General features: G+C 70.0%; 20 protein-coding genes. 14 read left to right on the top strand and 6 right to left on the bottom strand.

Annotation, left to right across the window (positions count from 1 at the left end; translation table 11 throughout):
• Nucleotides 1-230 precede the first annotated feature (230 nt).
• From ACQP00_RS46860 to ACQP00_RS46810, 11 genes are all read left to right on the top strand, one after another.
• Nucleotides 231-1433 (top strand): protein-glutamate methylesterase/protein-glutamine glutaminase, encoded by a 1203-nt coding sequence (locus tag ACQP00_RS46860; RefSeq protein WP_433210130.1) that lies wholly within the window; start codon nucleotides 231-233, stop codon nucleotides 1431-1433.
• Entirely contained in the window at nucleotides 1430-2287 is an 858-nt protein-coding gene (locus ACQP00_RS46855; protein WP_433051056.1) for a CheR family methyltransferase, read from the top strand. The genes ACQP00_RS46860 and ACQP00_RS46855 overlap by 4 nt, the downstream gene beginning before the upstream one ends.
• A gap of 6 nt (nucleotides 2288-2293) precedes the next feature.
• Nucleotides 2294-2695, top strand: a complete 402-nt coding sequence (locus ACQP00_RS46850; protein WP_433210128.1) for a response regulator — start codon at nucleotides 2294-2296, stop codon at nucleotides 2693-2695.
• The gene (locus ACQP00_RS46845) at nucleotides 2692-3165 is read left to right on the top strand and encodes a chemotaxis protein CheX (RefSeq protein WP_433210126.1); all 474 of its coding nucleotides are present in this window, start codon (nucleotides 2692-2694) and stop codon (nucleotides 3163-3165) included. The genes ACQP00_RS46850 and ACQP00_RS46845 overlap by 4 nt, the downstream gene beginning before the upstream one ends.
• Nucleotides 3162-3524: a response regulator gene (locus ACQP00_RS46840; protein WP_433051047.1), complete on the top strand. Its 363-nt coding sequence runs from the start codon at nucleotides 3162-3164 to the stop codon at nucleotides 3522-3524. The genes ACQP00_RS46845 and ACQP00_RS46840 overlap by 4 nt, the downstream gene beginning before the upstream one ends.
• Nucleotides 3525-3532: 8 nt before the next feature.
• A complete protein-coding gene (locus ACQP00_RS46835) occupies nucleotides 3533-4015 on the top strand; it encodes a hypothetical protein (protein WP_433210124.1) in 483 nt (160 codons plus the stop codon).
• Between the two features lie 118 nt (nucleotides 4016-4133).
• Entirely contained in the window at nucleotides 4134-5159 is a 1026-nt protein-coding gene (locus ACQP00_RS46830) for a LacI family DNA-binding transcriptional regulator (RefSeq protein ID WP_433210122.1), read from the top strand.
• A gap of 562 nt (nucleotides 5160-5721) precedes the next feature.
• Entirely contained in the window at nucleotides 5722-7116 is a 1395-nt protein-coding gene (locus tag ACQP00_RS46825; RefSeq protein ID WP_433210120.1) for an ABC transporter substrate-binding protein, read from the top strand.
• A 127-nt stretch (nucleotides 7117-7243) separates the two neighbouring features.
• The gene (locus tag ACQP00_RS46820) at nucleotides 7244-8158 is read left to right on the top strand and encodes a carbohydrate ABC transporter permease (RefSeq protein ID WP_433210118.1); all 915 of its coding nucleotides are present in this window, start codon (nucleotides 7244-7246) and stop codon (nucleotides 8156-8158) included.
• Nucleotides 8155-9138, top strand: a complete 984-nt coding sequence (locus tag ACQP00_RS46815; protein ID WP_433210117.1) for a carbohydrate ABC transporter permease — start codon at nucleotides 8155-8157, stop codon at nucleotides 9136-9138. Before ACQP00_RS46820 ends, ACQP00_RS46815 begins: the two co-directional genes overlap by 4 nt.
• A gap of 57 nt (nucleotides 9139-9195) precedes the next feature.
• Nucleotides 9196-10776 (top strand): glycoside hydrolase family 13 protein, encoded by a 1581-nt coding sequence (locus ACQP00_RS46810; RefSeq protein ID WP_433210115.1) that lies wholly within the window; start codon nucleotides 9196-9198, stop codon nucleotides 10774-10776.
• A 382-nt stretch (nucleotides 10777-11158) separates the two neighbouring features.
• Here the strand turns inward: ACQP00_RS46810 and ACQP00_RS46805 are convergent, their stop codons facing one another.
• Nucleotides 11159-12043, bottom strand: coding sequence for a hypothetical protein (locus ACQP00_RS46805; protein ID WP_433210113.1), 885 nt, complete (start codon nucleotides 12041-12043; stop codon nucleotides 11159-11161).
• 87 nt (nucleotides 12044-12130) lie between these two features.
• Between ACQP00_RS46805 and ACQP00_RS46800 the strand changes: the two genes are divergently transcribed.
• Nucleotides 12131-13771 carry an alpha-amylase family protein gene (locus ACQP00_RS46800; protein ID WP_433210111.1) on the top strand — a complete coding sequence of 547 codons (1641 nt, stop codon included), beginning with the start codon at nucleotides 12131-12133 and terminating at the stop codon, nucleotides 13769-13771.
• Here the strand turns inward: ACQP00_RS46800 and ACQP00_RS46795 are convergent.
• Complete coding sequence (locus tag ACQP00_RS46795) at nucleotides 13746-15452, bottom strand: putative bifunctional diguanylate cyclase/phosphodiesterase (protein WP_433210109.1); 1707 nt, start codon at nucleotides 15450-15452, stop codon at nucleotides 13746-13748. The two genes, ACQP00_RS46800 and ACQP00_RS46795, sit on opposite strands and share 26 nt — an antisense overlap.
• 53 nt (nucleotides 15453-15505) lie before the next feature.
• Complete coding sequence (locus tag ACQP00_RS46790) at nucleotides 15506-16321, bottom strand: MarR family transcriptional regulator (RefSeq protein ID WP_433210107.1); 816 nt, start codon at nucleotides 16319-16321, stop codon at nucleotides 15506-15508.
• Between the two features lie 39 nt (nucleotides 16322-16360).
• On the opposite strand from ACQP00_RS46790, the gene ACQP00_RS46785 reads away from it, so the two are divergent.
• On the top strand, nucleotides 16361-16711 hold the full coding sequence (locus ACQP00_RS46785) for a helix-turn-helix domain-containing protein (RefSeq protein ID WP_433210105.1): 351 nt from the start codon (nucleotides 16361-16363) through the stop codon (nucleotides 16709-16711).
• Here the strand turns inward: ACQP00_RS46785 and ACQP00_RS46780 are convergent.
• Entirely contained in the window at nucleotides 16680-17807 is a 1128-nt protein-coding gene (locus ACQP00_RS46780; RefSeq protein WP_433210103.1) for a geranylgeranyl reductase family protein, read from the bottom strand. The genes ACQP00_RS46785 and ACQP00_RS46780 overlap by 32 nt on opposite strands.
• 678 nt (nucleotides 17808-18485) lie before the next feature.
• On the opposite strand from ACQP00_RS46780, the gene ACQP00_RS46775 reads away from it, so the two are divergent.
• Nucleotides 18486-19109, top strand: coding sequence for a hypothetical protein (locus ACQP00_RS46775; protein WP_433210101.1), 624 nt, complete (start codon nucleotides 18486-18488; stop codon nucleotides 19107-19109).
• Nucleotides 19110-19175: 66 nt separating this feature from the next.
• On the opposite strand, the gene ACQP00_RS46770 is transcribed toward ACQP00_RS46775, so the two are convergent.
• Together ACQP00_RS46770 and ACQP00_RS46765 are read right to left on the bottom strand one after the other, a co-directional pair.
• Entirely contained in the window at nucleotides 19176-19490 is a 315-nt protein-coding gene (locus ACQP00_RS46770) for a hypothetical protein (protein ID WP_433210099.1), read from the bottom strand.
• A 7-nt stretch (nucleotides 19491-19497) separates the two neighbouring features.
• The gene (locus ACQP00_RS46765) at nucleotides 19498-20298 is read right to left on the bottom strand and encodes a hypothetical protein (protein ID WP_433210097.1); all 801 of its coding nucleotides are present in this window, start codon (nucleotides 20296-20298) and stop codon (nucleotides 19498-19500) included.
• Nucleotides 20299-20404: the final 106 nt, after the last annotated feature.

Below are 20404 nucleotides of genomic sequence, written 5' to 3'. Positions count from 1 at the left end.
AAAGCCCGCACCGAGGCCGCGGGCGGCGGCGGCGAAGGTCCGCACCGAGGCCGCGGGCGGCGGAACAACGAGCACCCGAGCCGCACCCCCGCCGCTGTCCGGAATGCTCCGGGCAGCGGCGGTTCTTTTGGAATTTCCCTTATCCACGCCGGATGCGACGCCGATTAGCCCGCTGGAACGTGACGGGCCTCGCAAGTGCCGCGGGCCCCCCGGTGCTGGAGGCAAGGCGCGTGATCTCGGTTCTGGTCGTGGACGACTCGGTCGTCGTCCGGCGTCTGATCACCGACGCGCTCGGCGACGACCCGGAGATCCGCGTGGTGGGTACCGCGCCCAACGGCAAGGTCGCGCTCACCAAGATCGAGCAGCTGCGGCCGGATCTGGTCACGCTCGACATCGAGATGCCGATCATGGACGGCCTGCAGACCATGCGGGCGATCCGGGCGAAGTACGCGCGGCTGCCGGTCATCATGTTCTCCACGCTCACCGCGGCCGGTGCCACCGCCACGCTCGACGCGCTCTCGGCCGGGGCCAGCGACTACGTGACCAAGCCGGCCAACGTCGGGTCGGTCGCCGAGAGCATCCGCAGCGTCCGCGAGCAGATCATCCCGCGCATCCACGCGTTGTGCGGGGGGCGGCGCAGTGCGCTGGCCCCGCCGCTGCGGCCGGGTCTGGCGCCGGGGCGGCCGTTGCCGGGCACCGCGCACACCAATGCCGCGCCGACGTTGACGCGTCCGGGCGGCACCCCGCTTCCGGGCGTCGTGCGGCCGCCGAACGTGCCGCCGGGCGGGCCCGCCACGGCGCCGATCCGCACCATGCCGCGCACGGGCGGCGTCGAGTGCGTGGCCATCGGGTGCTCGACCGGCGGGCCGGACGCGCTCACCGCGGTGGTCCGGGCGTTGCCGGCGAGCCTGCCGGTGCCCGTGGTGGTGGTGCAGCACATGCCGCCCGTCTTCACGAAGATGTTCGCCGACCGGCTCGACCGCACCGCCGCCCTGACCGTCGTGGAGGCGGCCGGAGACATGGCCGTACGGCCCGGCACGGTCTACATCGCGCCCGGCGACTTCCATCTGGAGGTACACCGGCGTGGAACCGAGGTGGTGACCAAGCTCAACACCGGGCCGCCGGAGAACTTCTGCCGGCCGGCCGTGGACGTGCTCTTCCGGTCGGTGGCCCGCACGTACGGCGGCGGGACGCTGGCGATCGTCCTGACCGGCATGGGCCAGGACGGGAAGCGCGGTGCGGAACAGCTGCGCTCGGCGGGTGCCGAGATCGTGGCCCAGGACGAGGCGACCTCGGTCGTCTGGGGCATGCCGGGCGCGGTCGCGCAGGCCGGCCTCGCGCACGCCGTGCTGCCGCTGGGCGAGATCGCGAACCATCTCATCAGCCGTACCGCAGGTGGCCGCGGCGCCAAGTCCATGGAGGTGACCCGATGACCTTGACCGCCCAGGAGTTCGCCTTCATCAGCGGCCTCGTCCGCCGGGACGCGGCGATCGTGCTGGAGGCCGGCAAGGAGTACCTGGTCGAGGCCCGCCTGCTGCCCCTCGCGCGCCAGTCGGGGCTGCCCACCGTCTCGGAGTTCGTCAACCGCGCCCAGCTGCGGCCCGAGCCGGAGATCCACGCCAAGATCGTCGACGCGCTCACCACCAACGAGACGTCGTTCTTCCGCGACGGGGAGCCGTTCAAGCAACTGGTCGACACGGTGCTGCCGGACCTGCTGCAGCGCCGGGCGAGCACCCGCACCATCAAGGTCTGGTCGGCCGCGAGCTCCAGCGGGCAGGAGCCGTACACCCTCGCCATGGTTCTGCAGGACAACCTGCCGCCGGGCTGGTCCTTCGACATTCTGGGCACCGACATCTCCACCGAGATGCTCACCCGCGCGGAGGCCGGGCAGTACACCCAGCTGGAGGTCAACCGCGGCCTCCCCGCGCCCTTGCTGGTCAAGCACTTCGAGCGCCAGGGCGCGCACTGGAAGGTCGCGCCGACGCTGCGCAAGAACGTGACGTTCCGCCGGCTGAACCTGGCGGCGCCGTTTCCGCCGATGGGCCCGTTCGACATCGTGTTCATCCGCAATGTGCTCATCTACTTCGATGTGCAGACGAAGCGGAGCGTGCTGCAGCGGGTCGCCGGGACGCTGCGCCCGGACGGCTGGCTCTTCCTCGGCTCGGCCGAGACGACGATCGGCATCGATGACAGGTTTGAACGGGTGGTCGCCGGCCGCACGTCCGCATACAAGCTCCGGGCGGCCGGCAAGGCCGCCAGCCCCGTGAGCGCCGTAGGAAAGGGGTGAAGCCAGATGCTCACCATGGTGATCGACGATTCGCGTGCGATGCGCATGATCCTCAAGCGGATCGTGGCCCAGCTGGGCTTCGACGTGGTCGAGGCGGGCAACGGCCAGGAGGCGATGGACTACCTCAAGACGAACGTGCTCGAGGGTGACGGTGAGGTCCCCGGCCTGGCGCTCGTGGACTGGAACATGCCCGAGATGAACGGGCTGGAGTTCGTCACAGCGGTCCGCGCCGAGCCGCGGCTGCGCGGGATGACGCTGATGATGGTGACGACGGAGAGCGAGCAGAGCCAGATCGTGCGGGCGCTCGCGTCGGGGGCGCACGAGTACGTGATCAAGCCCTTCACCCCGGACGCCATCATCGACAAGCTCGCGCTGCTCGGCCTGGTCCCGAACGGAGTCGCGGCATGACGAACCCGACCGAAGAGGACCTCAAGGTCATCGCGGACCAGGTCTGGTCCTCGTACCTCGACCTGGACGGCGCGAGCCCGCTGGTGCCGGTGGCCCACGAGAAGCCCACCGACGACGTGACCGCGTCCGTCTCGGTCACCGGGGCCTGGCGCGGGCACGTCCTGGTGAGCTGCTCGGAGGGCGCGGCCAAGCACGTCGCGGCCGCGCTGCTGGGCATCGACTTCGACGACGTGGCCGAGGAGGACGTCGCCGACGCCCTGGGCGAGCTCGCGAACATCATCGGCGGCAACGTCAAGAGCCTCCTGCCGGAGCCCTGCGCCCTGTCGCTGCCGCACGTGCACGTCGACGGGGCCAGCGGCCGGTACCCGTCGGTCACCGAGGTCTGCCACCTCGAGGGCACCTGGATGGCCGAGTCCGTCACCGTCACCGTCCTGGAAAGCACCGCCGATCTCGCTGGAGCACCCGCATGAAAATTCTGATCGCCGACGACAGCCGGGTGATGCGTCAGATCGTGACCCGGACCCTGCGCCAGGCCGGGTTCGAGGGGCACGACCTGGTGGAGGCCAGCGACGGGCAGGAGGCCTTCGACAAGACGGTGAGCGAGAAGCCGGACCTGGTCCTGTCCGACTGGAACATGCCGCACATGACCGGGGTCGAGGTGCTGCGGATGCTGCGCGCCAACGGCAACCAGGTCCCGTTCGGGTTCGTCACGTCCGAGGGCACGCCGGAGATGCGGCAGGCGGCCGAGGACGCCGGCGCGCTGTTCCTGGTCACGAAGCCGTTCACAGCCGACACTTTCAAGGACGCGCTCGATCCTATTTTGGGATGATATGACCTATGTCGCATGTTCTGCCCGTTCCGAAGGCCGTCAAGGACCTGTTTGACGACCTGCTCGGCCGGCCGGTCACCGTGAACCCGGCCGACCCCATCAAAGCCGCTGACGTTCCCCGCGAACTTTTCGCCCTCTACACCGACGAACGGCTGCAGCTGATGGCCGTGATCGGCATGGACTTCGAGCTCACCGCGTACGCCGGCGCGGCCATCGGCCTGATCCCGCCCGGCGGTGCGGAAGCGTGCATCGAGGACAAGGAGATCTCGAAGATGATCGGCGAGAACGCCGTCGAGATCTGCAACATCCTCGCCGGGCTCATCAACAAGGAGGACGCGCCGCGGGTCAAGCTGCACCAGACCTTCCTGCCCGGTGGCAACCCGCCGGCGGACGCGGTCAACTACCTGCTCGCCCTCGGTCGCCGGCTCGACCTCCGGGTGGATGTTTCAGGCTACGGCGGCGGCAAGATCTCGATCGCGCTCACCGCCTGACGGAGTGCCCGGAAAATCCCGCATTTTTCGGGCACCCACCCGGCCCGGTCGGGGGCCCCGCTGATGCGTGGGCGACATCGTGCAAAAAATTGCGTAGTCATGCACTACGCTTGCGGGCATGACTCGACGACTCGCTGAGGTGGCGAAGTACGCCGGCGTGAGCGAGGCGACCGTGAGTCGGGTGCTCAACGGCAAGCCAGGCATCTCCGACGCGACCCGCACGGCGGTGCTCACCGCGCTCGACGTGCTCGGCTACGAGCGCCCGACCAAGCTGCGGGGCGAACGTGCCCGGCTGGTCGGCCTCGTGCTGCCGGAACTGCAAAACCCGATCTTCCCGGCCTTCGCCGAAGTGGTCGCCGGGGCGCTGTCCAAGCGCGGCTTCACGCCGGTGCTCTGCACGCGGACCGCGGACGGCGTCTCCGAGGCCGACTACGTCGAGATGCTGCTGGATCAGCACGTCTCCGGCATCATCTTCTGCGGCGGCCTCTACCACCAGGCGGCCGCCGAACACGAGCACTACCACCGCCTGCACGACCGCGGCCTGCCCGCCGTGCTGGTCAACGCCGCGATCGACGACCTGGGCTTCCCGCGCGTGTCGACCGACGACGGCCACGCCGTGGATCAGGCCTTCAACCACCTCAGTTCGCTGGGGCACAAGCGGATCGGGCTGATCCTCGGCCCGGCCGACCACGCCCCGTCCAACCGCAAGCTGGCCGCGTTCCAGGCGGCCGCGGCGGACTCGGACACCGTGAACGAGAACGACGTCGAGCGGGTCATCTTCTCGATGGAGGGCGGCCGCGCCGGCGCCACCCGGCTCATCAAGCACGGGGTCACCGGCATCATCTGCGCCTCCGACGTGCAGGCCCTGGGCGCGATAAGGGCCGTGCGGCGGCTCGGCCGCGAGGTGCCCGACGACGTATCGGTGGTCGGCTACGACGACTCGCTGTTCATGAACTGCACCGACCCGCCGCTGACCACGGTCCGCCAGCCCATCCAGGCGATGGGCCAGGCCGCCGTGACCCTGCTGGTCAGCCAGGTCGCGGGCACGCTGGTGCCGACCGAGGAGATGCTCTTCGAGCCTGAGCTCGTGGTGCGTGGGTCCACCGGGGCGCTCCAGGAGGCCCGGGCTACCACTGCCGCGTAGCTGGCAGTGAAAGGCTGTAGGGGTGATCTCAAAGCTCAGCGCTGTATGGGCGCCTTGGCGGCGGGGTTGGACCGTCGGATGTCCTGAAAAGCGGTGGGGGAGCTTCGCTCCACCCACACCCCCTCAAGACCGCAGCGGGTCTTAGCCTGAAGTCACAAGAGCGCCACGACTCCACCGGAGTCGTGGCGCTCTTTTGCGTGCGGGTCGCAACTGACTTGCTGGGCGCGCTCCCACTTGCAAGGGCCGGTGAACAGGCCCGCTTGCTGCGGGTTTTCGGTTGATTCCGTGCAAGTTGAGGCCCGTTGAGAGCGCGCCCGTGCAAACGACTGCTCCGAGATCATTAAAATTTTGCAACGGACCATGGACTTCTTGTGGGGCGTGAGCCTAATCTCTTGCCAACGCCAGGCCGAAACCCTGACGCGATGCGACGGAAACCGATCAGTAACGGGCCCTGCTGCACCCCAGCGGCCCGACGTCAGGCTGCGCACCCCGCGCGGAGCGGTCCAGGTCGGACGCCCCACCGCTCGGCGCGGCTTCTACACCCCCCCAACAAGGAGCGACGATGAAGTACTCACGTACCTCCACGGTGGCGCTCGCCATCGTGGGTGCGCTCGCGCTCAGCAGCACGCTCGTCGCGTGTGGCTCGAGCGACGACGCCGGCAGCGGCGACTCGAGTTCCACCACGCTCGACCCGAACACCAAGGTCACGCTCAACGTCGTGGGTCTGCTCCCGGGTGCCAAGCCCGAGGCGCAGAAGGCCCTCGCCGACGAGGTCGCGGACTTCCAGAAGGAAAACCCGAACATCACCATCAAGACCAACGACTACGAGTGGAAGGCCACCACGTTCGCGGCCGACCTCGCGGGCGGCACGCTGCCGACGGTGTTCGAGATCCCCTTCACGGACGCGAAGACCCTGATCGCGAACCAGCAGATCTCCGACATGCAGGCGTACCTCAGCCAGCTCTCGTACGCGCAGAACTTCAACAAGAACCTGCTGCAGTACGGCCAGAGCGAGGACGGCAAGACCTACGCCATCCCGGCCAAGAGCATCTACGCCGTGGGTCTGCACTACAACCGTGCCCTGTTCACCCAGGCCGGTCTCGACCCGAACAAGCCGCCGACCACGTGGGACGAGGTCCGCACGGCCGCCAAGGCGATCGCGGACAAGACCGGCCAGGCCGGCTTCGCCCAGATGTCCAAGGACGCCACGGGCGGCTGGCAGCTGACGGTCGACACCTACGCCCGCGGCGGGCGCCTGGAGGACGGCAAGAAGGCCACCCTCAACAACGACGCGACCAAGGCCTCGCTGCAGTTCCTCAAGGACATGCGCTGGACCGACAACTCCATGGGCGCGAACTTCGACTACGACTGGTCGGGCATCAACCAGGCGTTCGCGGCCGGCAAGCTCGGCATGTACACCTCGGGCCAGGACGTCTACACCAGCCTGGTGCAGACCAACAACATCGACCCGAAGACGTACGGCCTGACGATGATCCCGCTGACCGGCTCCAACTCCGGCGTGCTCGGCGGTGGCACCATGGCCGCCGTCTCCAGCAAGGCCAGCAACAACGAGAAGGCCGCCGCGGTGAAGTGGATCGACTACCACTACCTGCGCAAGTACACCAACCAGGACGCCGCCAAGAAGAACGCGGAGATCCAGGTCGCGAGCAAGCAGCCCGTCGGCACGCCCGAGCTGCCGATCTTCTCGCAGCAGCAGTACCAGCAGTACCAGGACTGGATCAAGTCCTACGTGAACGTCCCGCTGGACCAGATGACCTCCTTCACCGGCAAGGTCTTCGACGCCAAGCTCGTCAACGAGCCGGCCATCGCCACCCAGGACGTCTACAAGTCGCTCGACACGGTCGTGCAGGCCGTCCTGACCAACAAGGACGCCAACATCGACCAGCTGCTCACCGAGGCCAACACGAAGGCGCAGCGCGCCATCGACGCGGCCTGACGCATCTCGACAACCCGTTAGGTGTGGGCCGCCGGGCGACCGGCGGCCCACACCCGGGGCTCCGCCCCTCGATCCAGGACTGGAGTGATGTGTCGTGAGTGCCGTCGGGGGCAGTCACAAGGCAGAGGTGGTCGGTCGCGTCCGCCGGCGCAACCCGGTGACCTGGGTCCAGCGCGGCGGCCTGAGCTCGGTGCTGTTCGCACTGCCGCTCCTGATCATCTTCGGTGTCTTCTCGTGGTGGCCGATCGTGCGGTCGGTCGTCATGAGCTTCCAGAAGACCAACCTCGTCGGTACGCCGAAGTGGGTCGGCTGGAACAACTTCCACTACGTGCTCACCGATCCCGACCTGCCCACGGCGATCCTGAACACCCTCTACTTCGCGCTGCTGGCCCTGGTGATCGGCTTCCCGATCCCGCTGGTGACCGCGGTGCTCATCAGCTCGGTCCGGCGCCGCAAGGGCATCTACTCGGTGCTCGCCTACCTGCCGGTGGTGGTGCCGCCGGTCGTGGCCGTGCTGCTGTGGAAGTTCTTCTACGACGGCTCCAAGGACGGCGTGTTCAACACGATGCTCGGCTACGTCGGGCTCGGGCCGTACCAGTGGCTGTCCAGTCCTGACCTCGCGATGCCCTCCCTCGTGGTCGAGGCGACCTGGGCCGCGGCCGGCGGGACCGTGATCATCTACCTGGCCGCCCTCATCGGCGTGCCGGACGAGCTCTACGACGCCGCCGAGGTCGACGGGGCCGGCATCTGGCGCAAGGTGTGGCACGTGACCATGCCGCAGCTGCGCGGCGTCCTGCTGATCACCTTCATCCTGCAGATCATCGGTACCGTCCAGGTCTTCCTCGAGCCGTACCTGTTCACCGGCGGCGGCCCCGCGGGCGCCACGCTGACGATTCTGCTGATGATCTACGACTACGGGTTCGGCCGGTCCCTGGGCGGGAACTACGGTGCGGCGACGGCGCTGTCCGTCATGCTCGCCGCGTTCCTGGCCATCCTGTCCCTGGTGTACTTCAAGCTCACGTCGAGTTGGAGCAAGTCGTGACGAGCCAAACCACCATGCCGGCCCAGCCGCCGGAGGTCGTGACCCCGGTCGCCACCGGCCAGGTCCCGGGGCGGGTCAGCCGGCGCCGCAAGTCGCAGTTCGAGGGCAGCCGTGGCTACGTCTCGGCCCAGGACTGGCGCAACCCCCGGGTCAGCGCCACCATGAAGACCCTGCACGTCATCCTGCTGATCCTGCTGCTCGTGGTCGGCATCGGCCCGATCCTGCTGCTGGCGAAGTACGCGATCACGCCCACCCAGGACATCATCCGCACCCCGTTGGCGGTCTTCCCGCACGGCGTGCGCTGGGCGAACATCAGTGAGGCCTGGAACGACGTCCAGATCAGCAAGTACTTCCTCAACACGATCTGGCTCGCGGCCGGCTCCTGGTTCGTGCAGATGCTCGTGGCCACCACCGGCGGCTTCGTGCTCTCCGTCCTGCGCCCGGCCTGGGGCAAGATCGTCAACGGGCTGGTCATCGCGACCCTGTTCGTGCCGAGCGTCGTGCTGCTGGTGCCGCTGTACCTCACGATCCTGAACCCGCCGGTCGTCGGTACCTCGCTCATCAACAACTTCCTCGCCGTCTGGCTGCCCTCCGGCGCGAGCGCGTTCAACGTCGTGCTCGTGACGCGGTTCTTCGACAGCCTCCCGCGCGAGGTGTTCGAGGCGGCCAAGGTCGACGGGGCCAGCTCGTTCCGGTTGTTCTGGTCGGTCGTCCTGCCGATGTCCAAGCCCATCCTCGGCGTCGTGTCGGTGTTCGCCACCATCGCCAGCTGGAAGGATTTCCTCTGGCCGATGCTGGTGCTGAAGGATCCGTCCAAGCAGCCGCTGTCGGTGCGCCTGCCGGCGATCGCGTCGCAGACCGACCTGGGTGTCTTCCTGGCGTCCCTGGCCATCTCGACGGCCATCCCGGTCGTGTTCTTCCTCGTCTTCCAGCGCATGTTCCTCTCGGGCGCCGGGCTGGGCGGGGCCGTCAAGGGCTGAGCCCTCGACCGCCGTCAACGCTTTCACCACTCGATCTACGCAGAAAGCAGGTTCCACGTGGCCGACCAAGCTTGGTGGCGTAGCGCCGCTATCTACCAGGTGTACTTGCGGAGCTTCGCCGACGGCAACGGCGACGGCGTCGGCGACCTGGCGGGCCTGCGCTCGCGGCTTCCGTACCTGGCCGGGCTCGGCATCGACGCGATCTGGATCGTGCCGTGGTACCCCTCGCCGCTGGCCGACGGCGGCTACGACGTCGCCGACTTCCGGGCCATCGACCCGATCTTCGGCACCCTGGCCGAGGCCGAGAAGCTGATCGAGGAGGCGCACGCCGCCGGCATCCGGGTGATCTGCGACATCGTCCCGAACCACTGCTCCGACCAGCACGCCTGGTTCCAGCGCGCGCTCGCGTCGGCCCCCGGCTCGCCGGAGCGGGACCTGTTCTGGTTCCGCAAGGGCCGCGGCGCGGAGGGCGAGCTCCCGCCGACCGACCTGCAGTCCATCTTCGGCGGCCCGGCCTGGACCCGGGTCGCCGACGGCGAGTGGTACCTGCACCTGTTCGCCTCCGAGCAGCCGGACTTCAACTGGGACCACCCGGCGGTGCGCGACGAGTTCGAGGACATCCTGCGCTTCTGGTTCGACCGCGGCATCGACGGCATCCGCATCGACTCGGCCGCCGTGCTCATCAAGGACCCGCTCGTCAGCGACGTCTACGAGGACAACGAGGGCATCCACGAGGTGTACCAGGCGTGGCGGCGCATCGCCGACACGTACACCCCGCCGCGGGCCCTGATCGGCGAGGTCTGGCTGCCCGACCACGAGGCGTTCGCGCGGTACCTGCGCCCGGACGAGCTGCACACCGCGTTCAACTTCGCGTTCCTGGGCGCCCCGTGGGAGGCCGCGGAGCTGCGCAAGGAGATCGACATGACGATCGCGGTGCACGCCCCGGTCGCCGCGCCCGCCACCTGGGTGCTGAGCAACCACGACGTGACCCGCGAGGTGACCCGCTTCGGCCGCGAGGTCACCAACTTCGCCTTCGCCGACAAGCGCCGCGACGTCCCCTCCGACCTGGAGCTGGGCACCCGGCGGGCGCGCGCGGCGGCGCTGCTGACCATGTCCCTGCCCGGCGCCTACTACCTCTACCAGGGCGAGGAGCTCGGGCTGGAGGAGGTCGAGGACCTCGACGACGCACTGCGCGAGGACCCCATGTTCCATCGTTCCGGGGGTGTGAACCCCGGCCGGGACGGCTGCCGCGTGCCGCTGCCCTGGTCGGGGACCTCCGCGCCGTTCGGCTTCAGCCCGTCCGACGCGACCGGCGACCCGTGGCTCCCGCAGCCGGCCCACTGGTCGGAGCTTTCGGTCGCCGCCCAGCAGGGCGTGCCGGGTTCCTTCCTCCAGTTGTACTGCGATGCGCTGCGCCTGCGCCGCCAGGAACCCTCGCTCGGCGACGGCCCGATGCGCTGGCTGGACTCGGAGTCCCAGGTGCTCGCGTTCGCCCGCGGGGACCTGGCCAACGTCACGAACCTCGGCACCGCGCCGGCCGCGCTGCCCGCCCACCGCGAGGTGCTGCTCAGCAGCGTCCCGCTCAACGAGGACGGCACCCTGCCGGCCGACGCCTCGGTCTGGCTGCGGCTGGCCTGACCGCACCACCACACGGGGACCCGGACGCCGGGCGGTCGCACAAGTTGGCGGGTGCGACCGTCCGGCCTTTTTCCGTCTCTTAACTGTTAAGAGCCGTTCGAACCCAGAGCGTTAACTGTTAACGCGATCCATAATCTTGATGGCCTCGGGGGCCGCCCAATAGGTTCTTGCACAAGGAAAGAGACTTCCTTGTGGAGGCGGCACATGCGTTCCACCCCGACCGTCGCGGCGACATCCCAGCCGTTCCGATGGTGACGCCGGGTAAATCCGGGAACAGAGGCGGGGCGCTGGCCACCACACCGGCGCCCCGTTGTTCTTCACTCACATCAAAGGTGCTGTGGAAAATGCCATCGAAAATTCTGTGACCATCCGGTACTGAGTGCTAGTCCCAGTCCCACCGCAGGCCGTAGCGCCCGGGGCCGTAGTCGAGCGCGATCGCGTGCACCGAATGGCCGGTGTCGATCTCCATCGACACGACCTGTTCATCCTGCCCATCCATTTGCTGGAACTGATATATCGCGCGGGGTAACGCGGCCGGGTCGAAACAGACCTCGACCACGTATTCACGCACTGGCAGCCGGAACTTGCGCTCGTACTGCATCGCCAGCGGGAACGGCGGATAATTGTGCAGCGCGTGCTCGGTGATCACCGTCTCGCCCTTGGCCAGCGGCCGGTCGAAGAGCAACTCGGCGAGCAGCAGGCCGCTCTCCGGGTGTTCCACGACGCGCCCCATCCGACAGTTGCGCACGGGGGTGAGCAGCGGCAGCGGATTGCCGGGCACGTCCAGCCGGATGATCGCCACCCAGCGGTCCGGCCCGTCGGCCTCGGCCCGCAGCACCTGGCGCACCAGGAACGACACCTCGCCCCGGTCGGCCCCCACGTTGACCCGGTCGTGCTGGGAGAGCCGGGTCAGCCGCTCGTCCCAGCGGGTCTCGATGCCCTGGGCCAGGTCCACGATGAGGTCCCGTTCGGACCAGAACGCGCCCAGCTCCACGGTGTCGGGGCTCTTGTGCAGATGGCGCCCGCGCGGGCGTGGCGGGCCCACCAGGGCGGCCAGCGAGCCCGGCTCGACCTCCAGGATCTTCTCCAGCTCGGCCAGGGCCGCGAGGGACTCGCGCCGCTCCGGCCGGCTGCGCCCGGTCTGCCAGTAACTGAGCGTGGCGAGGCTGACCGAGTAACCCTCGGCCCGCAACCGCTCCTGGATGCGCTCCAGCCCCAGGCCACGTGCCTGGATTGCATCTCGTAGCGCGCCAGCGAAGTCGACCATCAGCCCCCCGGGAGCCATCCTCGCGTTCCGGGCCGCACGCACGCAAGCGCGCGTTTGAGCCGAGGCCGAATCGGAGACCCGAACCACATGGGCGAGCGGTGGTACACCGAGAGTGTCATCTATTGCCTGGACGTCGAGACGTTCCAGGACTCCAACGGCGACGGCATCGGCGACTTTCAAGGTCTGGTCAGTCGCCTGGACTACCTGACCAGGCTCGGAGTCAACTGCCTGTGGCTCAGCCCAATCCATCCGACGCCCGGCAAGGACGACGGCTACGACGTCACGGACTTCTACAACGTCGATCCGCGGCTCGGCACGCTGGGCGACTTCGCGGAACTGCTGCACCAGGCGGCGAACCGGGGCATCAAGGTCATGATCGACCTGGTCGTGAACCACACCTCCGACGAGCACCCGTGGTTCCAGTCCGCGATCTCGTCGCCCGACTCGCCGTACCGCGACTGGTTCATCTGGTCCGACAAGGAGCCGGCCGACCGCCACCAGGGCATGGTGTTCCCCGGCGAGCAGGCCGAGACGTGGACGTACCACCGCAAGGCCCGGGCCTGGTACTACCACCGCTTCTACAACTTCCAGCCGGACCTCAACTTCACGAACCCGCAGGTCCGCGCGGAGATCAAGAAGGTCCTGGCGTTCTGGATCCAGCTGGGGGTGGCCGGGTTCCGGATGGACGCGGTGCCGTTCATCATCGAGCTCACCGAGCCGGGCAACCCCACCAGCCCGATGGACTTCGACTACCTCTCCGAGCTGCGGTCCCACGTGCAGTGGCGGCGCGGTGACGCGATGCTGCTCGCCGAGGCCAACGTGGAACCCGAGAAACTTCCGGAGTACTTCGGAGACTCAGGCGGTACCGGAAACCGCATTCACATGCTCTTCGACTTCATGCTCAACGGGCGTCTGGTGCTGGCCCTGGCCCGGCAGAACCCCGAGCCGGTGATCGAATGGCTGCGGACCACCCCGCACCTGCCCCCGGGCGGGCACTGGGCGACGTTCCTGCGCAACCACGACGAGATCGACCTGTCCCGGCTCACCGCCGAGCAGCGCGACGACGTCTTCAAGCAGTTCGGCCCCACCGAGGACATGCAGCTCTACGGCCGGGGCATCCGCCGCCGGCTGGCCCCGATGCTGGGCAACGACCGCAGCCGGATCGAGCTGGCGTACTCGCTGCAGTTCACCATGCGCGGCACGCCGGTCCTGCGCTACGGCGAGGAGATCGGCATGGGGGAGGACCTCTCGCAGGAGGGCCGCTACGCGATCCGCACGCCGATGCAGTGGTCGTTCGACAAGCACGGCGGGTTCTCGGCCGCCGACCCGATCCGGCCGGTGATCAGCAAGGGCGAGTTCAGCTACGAGAAGGTCAACGTGACCGCGCAGCGCCACGACGACCAGTCGCTGCTGGCGTGGTTCGAGCGGATGATCCGGACGCTGCGGGAGAGCCCCGAGGTCGGCAACGGCACGTGCACCGTCGTCGACCAGGCGCTGCCGCCGGGGGTGCTGGTGCACAAGGCCGAGGGCCGCACGGGCAGCATGCTGTTCCTGCACAACCTGGGCACCGACGACGTCGTGGTGGACCTCTCCGACCTCGCCGCCGAGGTGAACCACCCCAACGACGTGTTCGCCGACCGGGAGTACCCGGAGGTCGGGGACTTCTCCGCACTGCCGCTGGGCCCGTACGGGTACCGATGGATCAGGCTGAAGCGGGAGAGCGTGTGAGCGGGATGCGGGCCGGCGCCACCGGCCGCCCGAAGTGCCAGCCCTGGCCGAGGTCGCAGCCCAGCGCGGCCAGCCGGGCGGCCTGATCGGCGGTCTCGATGCCCTCGGCGGTGACCGTCATCTGCAGCGTGTGCGCGAGGCGGATGACGGTCTCGACGATCTGCTCGTCGACGTGGTCGCTCTCCAGCTTGCGGATGCCGGCCATGAAGGCGCCGGCCAGCTTCAGCCCGTGCACCGGCAGGTGGCGCAGGTAGGCCAGGTTGGAGTAGCCGATCCCGAAGTCGTCGATGACGATCCGCACGCCGAGGTCGGCCAGCTGGCGCAGGGTCTGCACCGGCCGTCCGGTCTCCTGCATGAGCACCGTCTCGGTCAACTCCAGCTGCAGGTTGCCCGGCGCGAGCCCGGACTCGGCCAGCGCCGCCCGCACGTCCTCGAGCAGCCGCGGGTCGGAGCACTGCCGGGGCGAGACGTTGACGCTGATGAGCAGCGGCTGGCCGGGGTGCTCGCGCTGCCAGGCCGCCGCGGCCAGGCACGACTCGCGCAGCACCCACCGGCCCAGCGGCAGGATCATGCCGGACTGCTCGGCGACCGGGATGAACGTGTTGGGCGACACGGTGCCCAGCTCCGGATGCCGCCAGCGCAGCAGCGCCTCGGCCCCGTGCAGCCGGTTGTCGGCCAGCCCGACCAGCGGCTGGTAGACGAGCTCGAACTCGCCGCGGTCCAGCGCACCCGCGAGGCGCCCGGTCAGCCCGTACCGCAACAGCTGCTGGGCGTTGCGCTGCTCGTCGAAGACCGCGTAGCGGGCGCGGCCGTCGGCCTTGGCGAGGTAGAGCGTGGCGTCGGCGGCCCGCAGCAGCTCCTCCGGCTCCGCACCGCGCGCGGCCTGCTCGACGATGCCGATGCTGGCCGACACCGCCAGCTCGTGCCCGTCGAGCCGCACCGGCTTCGCGAGCGCCTCCAGCATCGCCTCGGCCAGCTCCGTGAGCTCGTCGGAGCCCTTGGTGTCGCGCACCACGACCACGAACTCGTCGCCGCCGACCCGCGCCACGAAGTGCCCGGCCGCGTTGACGCAGCCCCGCAGCCGGTCGGCCAGCGCGACCAGGAGCTCGTCGCCGTACCCGTGGCCGAGCGTGTCGTTGATGGTCTTGAACTCGTCGAGGTCGAGGAAGCACACTCCGATGCGGGCGCCGTCCTCCGCCTCGTGCAGCGCCTCGGCGAGGTGGCCGTAGAGCAGGACCCGGTTCGGCAGGCCGGTCAGCGGGTCGTGGTGGGCCTGGTGGTGCAGCTCGCGCTGCAGGCTGTGCTCGGCGTCGGTGAGCGCGCGGGTCCACGCCCGCCGGATGCGCTCCTGGTCGTCGAGGATCCGCTGGCGCTGGGCCCGGGCGAAGCCGGCCGCGAACCCGCCGAGCACCTCGGCGCTGCTGTCCGGGGCCAGGACGGTGATCGAGCGCTGCAGCGCCTCCGGGCTGTTGAGCCCGACGCCGACCAGCGCCGCCCCGACGTCACCGGCCGCGCCGGCATCCGCGCGCAGGCGGAGCGTCTGCTCCTCGAAGAACCGCTGCAGGGCCTCGGCGCTCAGGTCGAGGTAGCCGGTCTGCCGCACGGCGGCGAGCCACTGCCGGGCGAGCTGCGACAGCGCAGGATCGATGACGGCCTCACCCCGGTTGTCCGAGCCCGCCACCAGATCACCCCCGGCGAAGATTACTGCACCGCGGCCCGGTGATGAATCGACGCTCAGTGCCGTTCTGCCGCCGTTTCGGTGAGCCCGTCGACGAACCGGGTCAGGAGCTGCGCGAACGTGGCCCGCTCGGCCGGGTCCCAGTTTCGTGTCGCTTCGGCGAACCGTTGCCGGCGCCCTTCGTGGACGCGCTCGCAGAGTTCCCGGCCGCTCACCGTCAGTGCCAGCAAGGCTTTCCGGCCGTCGCGCTGGTCGGCCTCGCGCCTGATCAGCCCGGCCTCGACGGCGGCGGCGACGAGCTTGCTGGCCCGCGGCTGCGCGACGTCGAGCGCGGCTGCGATGTCGGTCACGGTGACGCTGCCGCGCGCTTCGGTCTCGCCCCCGCGGGCCGCGTCCGCGCGCGCCTCGATCGCGTCCGCGCGTGCGTCGATCGCGTCCCTGCGCGCCTCGGCCGCGTGTGTGTCCGCCTCGACTGCGCGCCCGCGCGGCGCGTCCGTGCGTGCCGCGTGCGTTCCTGCGGCCGCCGCATCCGTGCGTGACGTGCCCACGTTCGTCTGTGCCGTGCCCGCGTCCGTGCGTGCCGCGTCCGTGCGTGCCGCGTCCGTGCGTGCCGCGTCCGTGCGTGCCGCGTCCGTGCGTGCCGCGTCCGTGCGTGGCGTGTCTGCGTCGGTGCGTGCCGGGTCTGTTTTCGCGGCCGGTGCGTCCGGGCGTGGCTCGGGCGCGGTCGTGCCGGCTTCGACTGCGTCCACGACGTCGAAGAGGGCGGGGTCGACGTAGGGCGAGCTGCGGGCCAGCGCGCGGCGGGTCTGGCGGCGGCGGATGGTCACCATGGCTGACTCGATGGCCTTGAGGACCGCTTCCTCGTTTTGCATAATCTCTGTTATCTACATTCTCTTTGTTATGGAGATTCGATGAAGCCTATCGGGTACTGGCTGCGCGAGCTCGACCGCCGGCTGGAGGACGCGTTCGCGGGGGCGCTGGCCGGCTCGGGTGTGTCTCGGCGGGACTGGCAGGTGCTGAACGGGCTGGGGGCGGACGATCCGTTCGACGGGCAGGCGGAATCGGTGGCGGCGCTGGTCGCTCGGGGCTGGTTGACTCCGGACGGGACGGTGACGCCGGCCGGGGCGGCGGCGCGCGCGGCCATTCGGGCGCGGGTGGACGAGATCCGGCGCCGGTCGATGGTGGGGGTTTCGGAGGAGCGGTACTTCAGTACGGTACAAACGCTGGAGCTCATGGCTTTGAATTTGGCAGCGCCAGCGTGATCGCGGTCAGCGTGTGCGGCGTTAGCCGCCCGTCGCCCAGGCCGAGCTCGATCAGATCGTCGAACACCCGCTGATCCTTGCGGGCGGCGCGCACGGCGGCGTCCACGATCCACCGGCGCTGGCTGAGGGCGGCGGCGACCCGCGAATGGCGCAGGTGCTGCCCGAGCCGCGCGCGGAGGGCCTTGCGGTAGCGGGTCGCCGGATCGTCGCCGTGGGCGGCCGCGGCACCCGCCAGTGCGCCGGAGAGCACCGCGTAGAAGATGCCCTCGCCGGTGAACGGGTTGATCAGCGAGAGGGCGTCCCCGGCGAGCAGGAGCCGGCCGCGTCCGGGCGGTGGGCGGTGGGTGGACAGGGGCAGGTGGTGCGCGCGCAGCTCGGTGGCGGCCGCGGTGTCGACGTCGGGCAGCAGTTCGGCGAGCCGGTCGAGCAGCCGCGCGCGGGTGAGCGGGCGGCCGCGCAGGACTTCCCCGTAGCCGATGTTGGCTCGGCCGTCGCCGATCGGGAACGCCCACGCGTACGCCGGCCAGCCCGACTCGGTGGTGATGATGCGCTGCTCGGGCGCGAGGTCCGGGGCGTGCACGTAGCCGCGGATGGCGAGCGCGAGATGCCCCGGGCCGTTGGGGGCGTGGCCGAGGGTCTTGCGGATCAGGGAGTACGCGCCGTCGGCCCCGATCACGGCGCCCGCCCGGATCGCGCCGTCGACCAGCACGTGGTCGCCGCGCTCCTCGACGCTTCGCACCGCGTGCCGGCGCAGCTCCGCGCCCGCCGCCAGCGCCGCCTTGACCAGGCGGTCGTCGAACACCACGCGTGGGATCGTGTGCGCGGGGCGGGCGTGCGGGCGGGCCACCTCGCCGCCGCCCGGGCCGGCCAGGCGCAGCGCGGGAACCGGGGCGTAGCCCGCGGCGAGGGTGTCGACGCCGAACTCCCTGACCACGTCCAGGGCGTGCGGGGCGATGCCGTCGCCGCACGGCTTGTCGCGGGGGAAGTCGGCTTTGTCGAGCATCAGGACGGACGCGCCTGCGCTGCGGGCGGCGAGGGCGGCGGCGGATCCGGCCGGGCCTGCTCCTACCACCACCACGTCGTACCGGTCGGCCATGGGACGAGACTGCCATCGACTGGTTCGCGGGGCACGCCGGGTCGGCGGAAACGCCGGGGCGTGCCATCCATCGACCCGCTCGGGGCGCTGCTTGTGTTAGGTCGACTTGCGTGCCGGGGTGCGGCTGGTGTGCGGTCGACTTACGGCGCGGGCGCGGCTCGTGTGCCGTCGACTTGGGGTGCGGGTGCGGCGGGTTGGCGGAAACGCCCGGCCTTCCGGCGTGGTGTGGTCGTCGATTCGGCGCCGACGGGGGACGCTCGGTGGTTCCGGCTGGTTGCCGGGGGTCGATACGCTCGCCGCATGCCCTGCCCCACCTGTTATTTCCCGGGTAACGCGCCCACGGCTACGCATTGTGCGCAGTGCGGGACCGTGTTGTCGCCCGCGGCTGGGGCATTCCCCGGGTCGCCCGTTTCGTACGACGTGCAGCCCATCTCCGACCCGGGAATGGCGGCGCCGCCCGTTTTCGCTCCGCCTCCGCCGCCCGTTTACGGTCCACCCCCGGCGGCCGCCTATTCGCCGCCGGCCGGGTTTTCGCCGCCGGCCGGGTATCCGTCCGGGGCTTATCCGCAGTTGCCGCCCGTCTCCGGGGCGCCCATTTCGGTCACGCCCATTTCGGGGTCGCCGCAGCCGGGGTACTACCAGCCGCTCAAACCGAGTCGCGGTCGTCTCCTGGTGCCGTTGACGGTGATTGTGGTGGTGCTCGTCATTGCCAGTACCGTCATCGCGGTTGTGAAACTCACCGGGAACTCCGACAGCGGGACGCCGGTGGCCGACACCTCGGACCGCTCCGTCGTCGTGCCCACGACCGCGGTGCCGACCGGGCCGACGCCGCCCACGCCGACCGATGGGCCGACCGCCGATCCGAAGGCGCAGGCGGCGGCGGTCGATGCGGTGCTCGACGCGAGCATTTCGAGTCGCAAGAAGCTCAACGACGCGATCGACCTGGTGAACAAGTGCTCGTTCCTGGACAAGGCGATCGGTGACATGCAGACCGTCGGGACCGAGCGGCAGTCGCAGATCGACAGCGTGACCAAGTTCGACCTGTCCGGCATTCCGGAGGGGGAGCAGGTGCGCGCGGCGTTGAAGGAGGCGTTGGGGTTCTCGCTGGCCGCTGACAAGTCGTTCGTACCGTGGGGGCAGGCCGAACTGTCCAGCGGGTGCAACGGCGGCGGCGACGGGTACTACGACGAGGCGCAGCGGCAGTCCAAGAACGCCACCGACGCCAAGAACCGGTTCCTGGGCGTGTGGAATCCGGTGGCGAGCCGCTACGGCCTGCGCACCCGGTCCTCGAACGACATTTGAGCTATTCGGCGCGACGCTGCCCGCCGCACGCGCTTTTGTCGCGTGCTGTCTTCGGCTCGGCGCCGTTCACGGCGTGCTGTCCTCCGCGCGGCGTTGCTGGAACGGCTCGCCGGCGGTGGCTTCGGCGCGGAGCGGCTGGTCGCCCTCGGTCTCCTGGTCGCCCGGCTTCGGTTCGGTTCGCTTCTCGTCCGGCTTGTCGCCGTAGCCGCGCGTGACCATGCGGAACAGCGCCAGCATGATGGCCGCCACCGGGACGGCGATCAGCAGGCGGAGCAGGGCCGTCTGCATGTTCAGGGCGTGCGTCACGAAGCCGGCGTACAGCGCCGGCGACGCGATCAGCAGCGCCAGGAACAGGGTCGAGAAGCGGGCCATCCCCAGCATCCGGGCGTCAGCCTCCCACCAGGCTCAGGCGCTCGCACAGCATCGCGGCCCACTGGAACGGGGTCGAGGGCCGGCCGTCCAGCAGGGCGACCGGGACCCGCAGTGAGAGCGGGCTGGCCGGGTCGCCGCTGGAGCCGGTGCCGCGCAGGCAGATCGCGTCCACGCGGCGCAGGCCCTGCAGGTGGTGGGCCACGTCCGAGGTCTTGCGGCTGGCGTCGACCACGACCCAGACCGCGACCGGGCGTACGGCCTCCACGATCGCCGCGGCCCAGCTCGCCTCGTCCAGCGCCGCCTCCACGGCCACCACGCTCGGCGCGTCGGACTTGCGCAGCTTCTTGGCCCACAGGCGGGCGTCGTGCGCGCCGGTGATGCGCCGCTTGCCGTCGATGCCCGCGGCGGCCGCGTTGCGCCCGGCGAACAGGATGTGCTCGGCGTCCAGCCGCTGCGCCTCCGCGACGAAGCGGGCGACCTCCATCGCGTGGGTCGACTCGCCCACGACGATCAGGGTCTCGCCCGGCGCGTCGGGCGCCGGGTCGGCCATCGGCAGGGCGGCGAAGGCCTCGACGATGGCGCCGTACGTGTCGCCGTTGGTCGCGCGGACGGAGATGTCCGACGGCACGCCCAGCGACTCCAGCTTGTGGATCAGCGCCGGGCCGGTGGCCGCGCCGTTGGTGCCGTTGCTTGTGCGCTCGGCCTTCTCAGCCAGCGCCTCGGCCGCGGCCGCGGACGCCTGGGCGTAGGCACCCAGCCGCTCGCTCGCGGGAGGCGTACGCGGCTTCTCCACCGTGGCGGTCGCTTCAACAGGCATTAGGGACTCCTGCCGGGAATCGGTCGGCCGGATCTGGGCCGGCTCGGAACGGATAGGTCCAGCTGCTGCGGGATCGGCCTGGTCGTACGGCGATCCGTCGGGTCCG

Source organism: Dactylosporangium sp. CS-047395, from assembly GCF_050942185.1.
GTDB lineage: Bacteria > Actinomycetota > Actinomycetes > Mycobacteriales > Micromonosporaceae > Dactylosporangium.
Note: the sequence above shows the minus strand (reverse complement) of the source record. Positions and strands in the feature narration are given on the sequence as shown.

Bases quoted from the DNA above. Each gene is read 5' to 3' on its own strand.
- ACQP00_RS46855 (WP_433051056.1), top strand. From the start codon at position 1,430: ATGACCTTGACCGCCCAGGAGTTCGCCTTCATCAGCGGCCTCGTCCGC.
- ACQP00_RS46850 (WP_433210128.1), top strand. From the start codon at position 2,294: ATGCTCACCATGGTGATCGACGATTCGCGTGCGATGCGCATGATCCTC.
- ACQP00_RS46845 (WP_433210126.1), top strand. From the start codon at position 2,692: ATGACGAACCCGACCGAAGAGGACCTCAAGGTCATCGCGGACCAGGTC.
- ACQP00_RS46840 (WP_433051047.1), top strand. From the start codon at position 3,162: ATGAAAATTCTGATCGCCGACGACAGCCGGGTGATGCGTCAGATCGTG.
- ACQP00_RS46835 (WP_433210124.1), top strand. From the start codon at position 3,533: ATGTCGCATGTTCTGCCCGTTCCGAAGGCCGTCAAGGACCTGTTTGAC.
- ACQP00_RS46830 (WP_433210122.1), top strand. From the start codon at position 4,134: ATGACTCGACGACTCGCTGAGGTGGCGAAGTACGCCGGCGTGAGCGAG.
- ACQP00_RS46825 (WP_433210120.1), top strand. From the start codon at position 5,722: ATGAAGTACTCACGTACCTCCACGGTGGCGCTCGCCATCGTGGGTGCG.
- ACQP00_RS46805 (WP_433210113.1), bottom strand. From the start codon at position 12,043: ATGGTCGACTTCGCTGGCGCGCTACGAGATGCAATCCAGGCACGTGGC.
- ACQP00_RS46800 (WP_433210111.1), top strand. From the start codon at position 12,131: ATGGGCGAGCGGTGGTACACCGAGAGTGTCATCTATTGCCTGGACGTC.
- ACQP00_RS46790 (WP_433210107.1), bottom strand. From the start codon at position 16,321: ATGCAAAACGAGGAAGCGGTCCTCAAGGCCATCGAGTCAGCCATGGTG.
- ACQP00_RS46785 (WP_433210105.1), top strand. From the start codon at position 16,361: ATGAAGCCTATCGGGTACTGGCTGCGCGAGCTCGACCGCCGGCTGGAG.
- ACQP00_RS46780 (WP_433210103.1), bottom strand. From the start codon at position 17,807: ATGGCCGACCGGTACGACGTGGTGGTGGTAGGAGCAGGCCCGGCCGGA.
- ACQP00_RS46770 (WP_433210099.1), bottom strand. From the start codon at position 19,490: ATGCTGGGGATGGCCCGCTTCTCGACCCTGTTCCTGGCGCTGCTGATC.
- ACQP00_RS46765 (WP_433210097.1), bottom strand. From the start codon at position 20,298: ATGCCTGTTGAAGCGACCGCCACGGTGGAGAAGCCGCGTACGCCTCCC.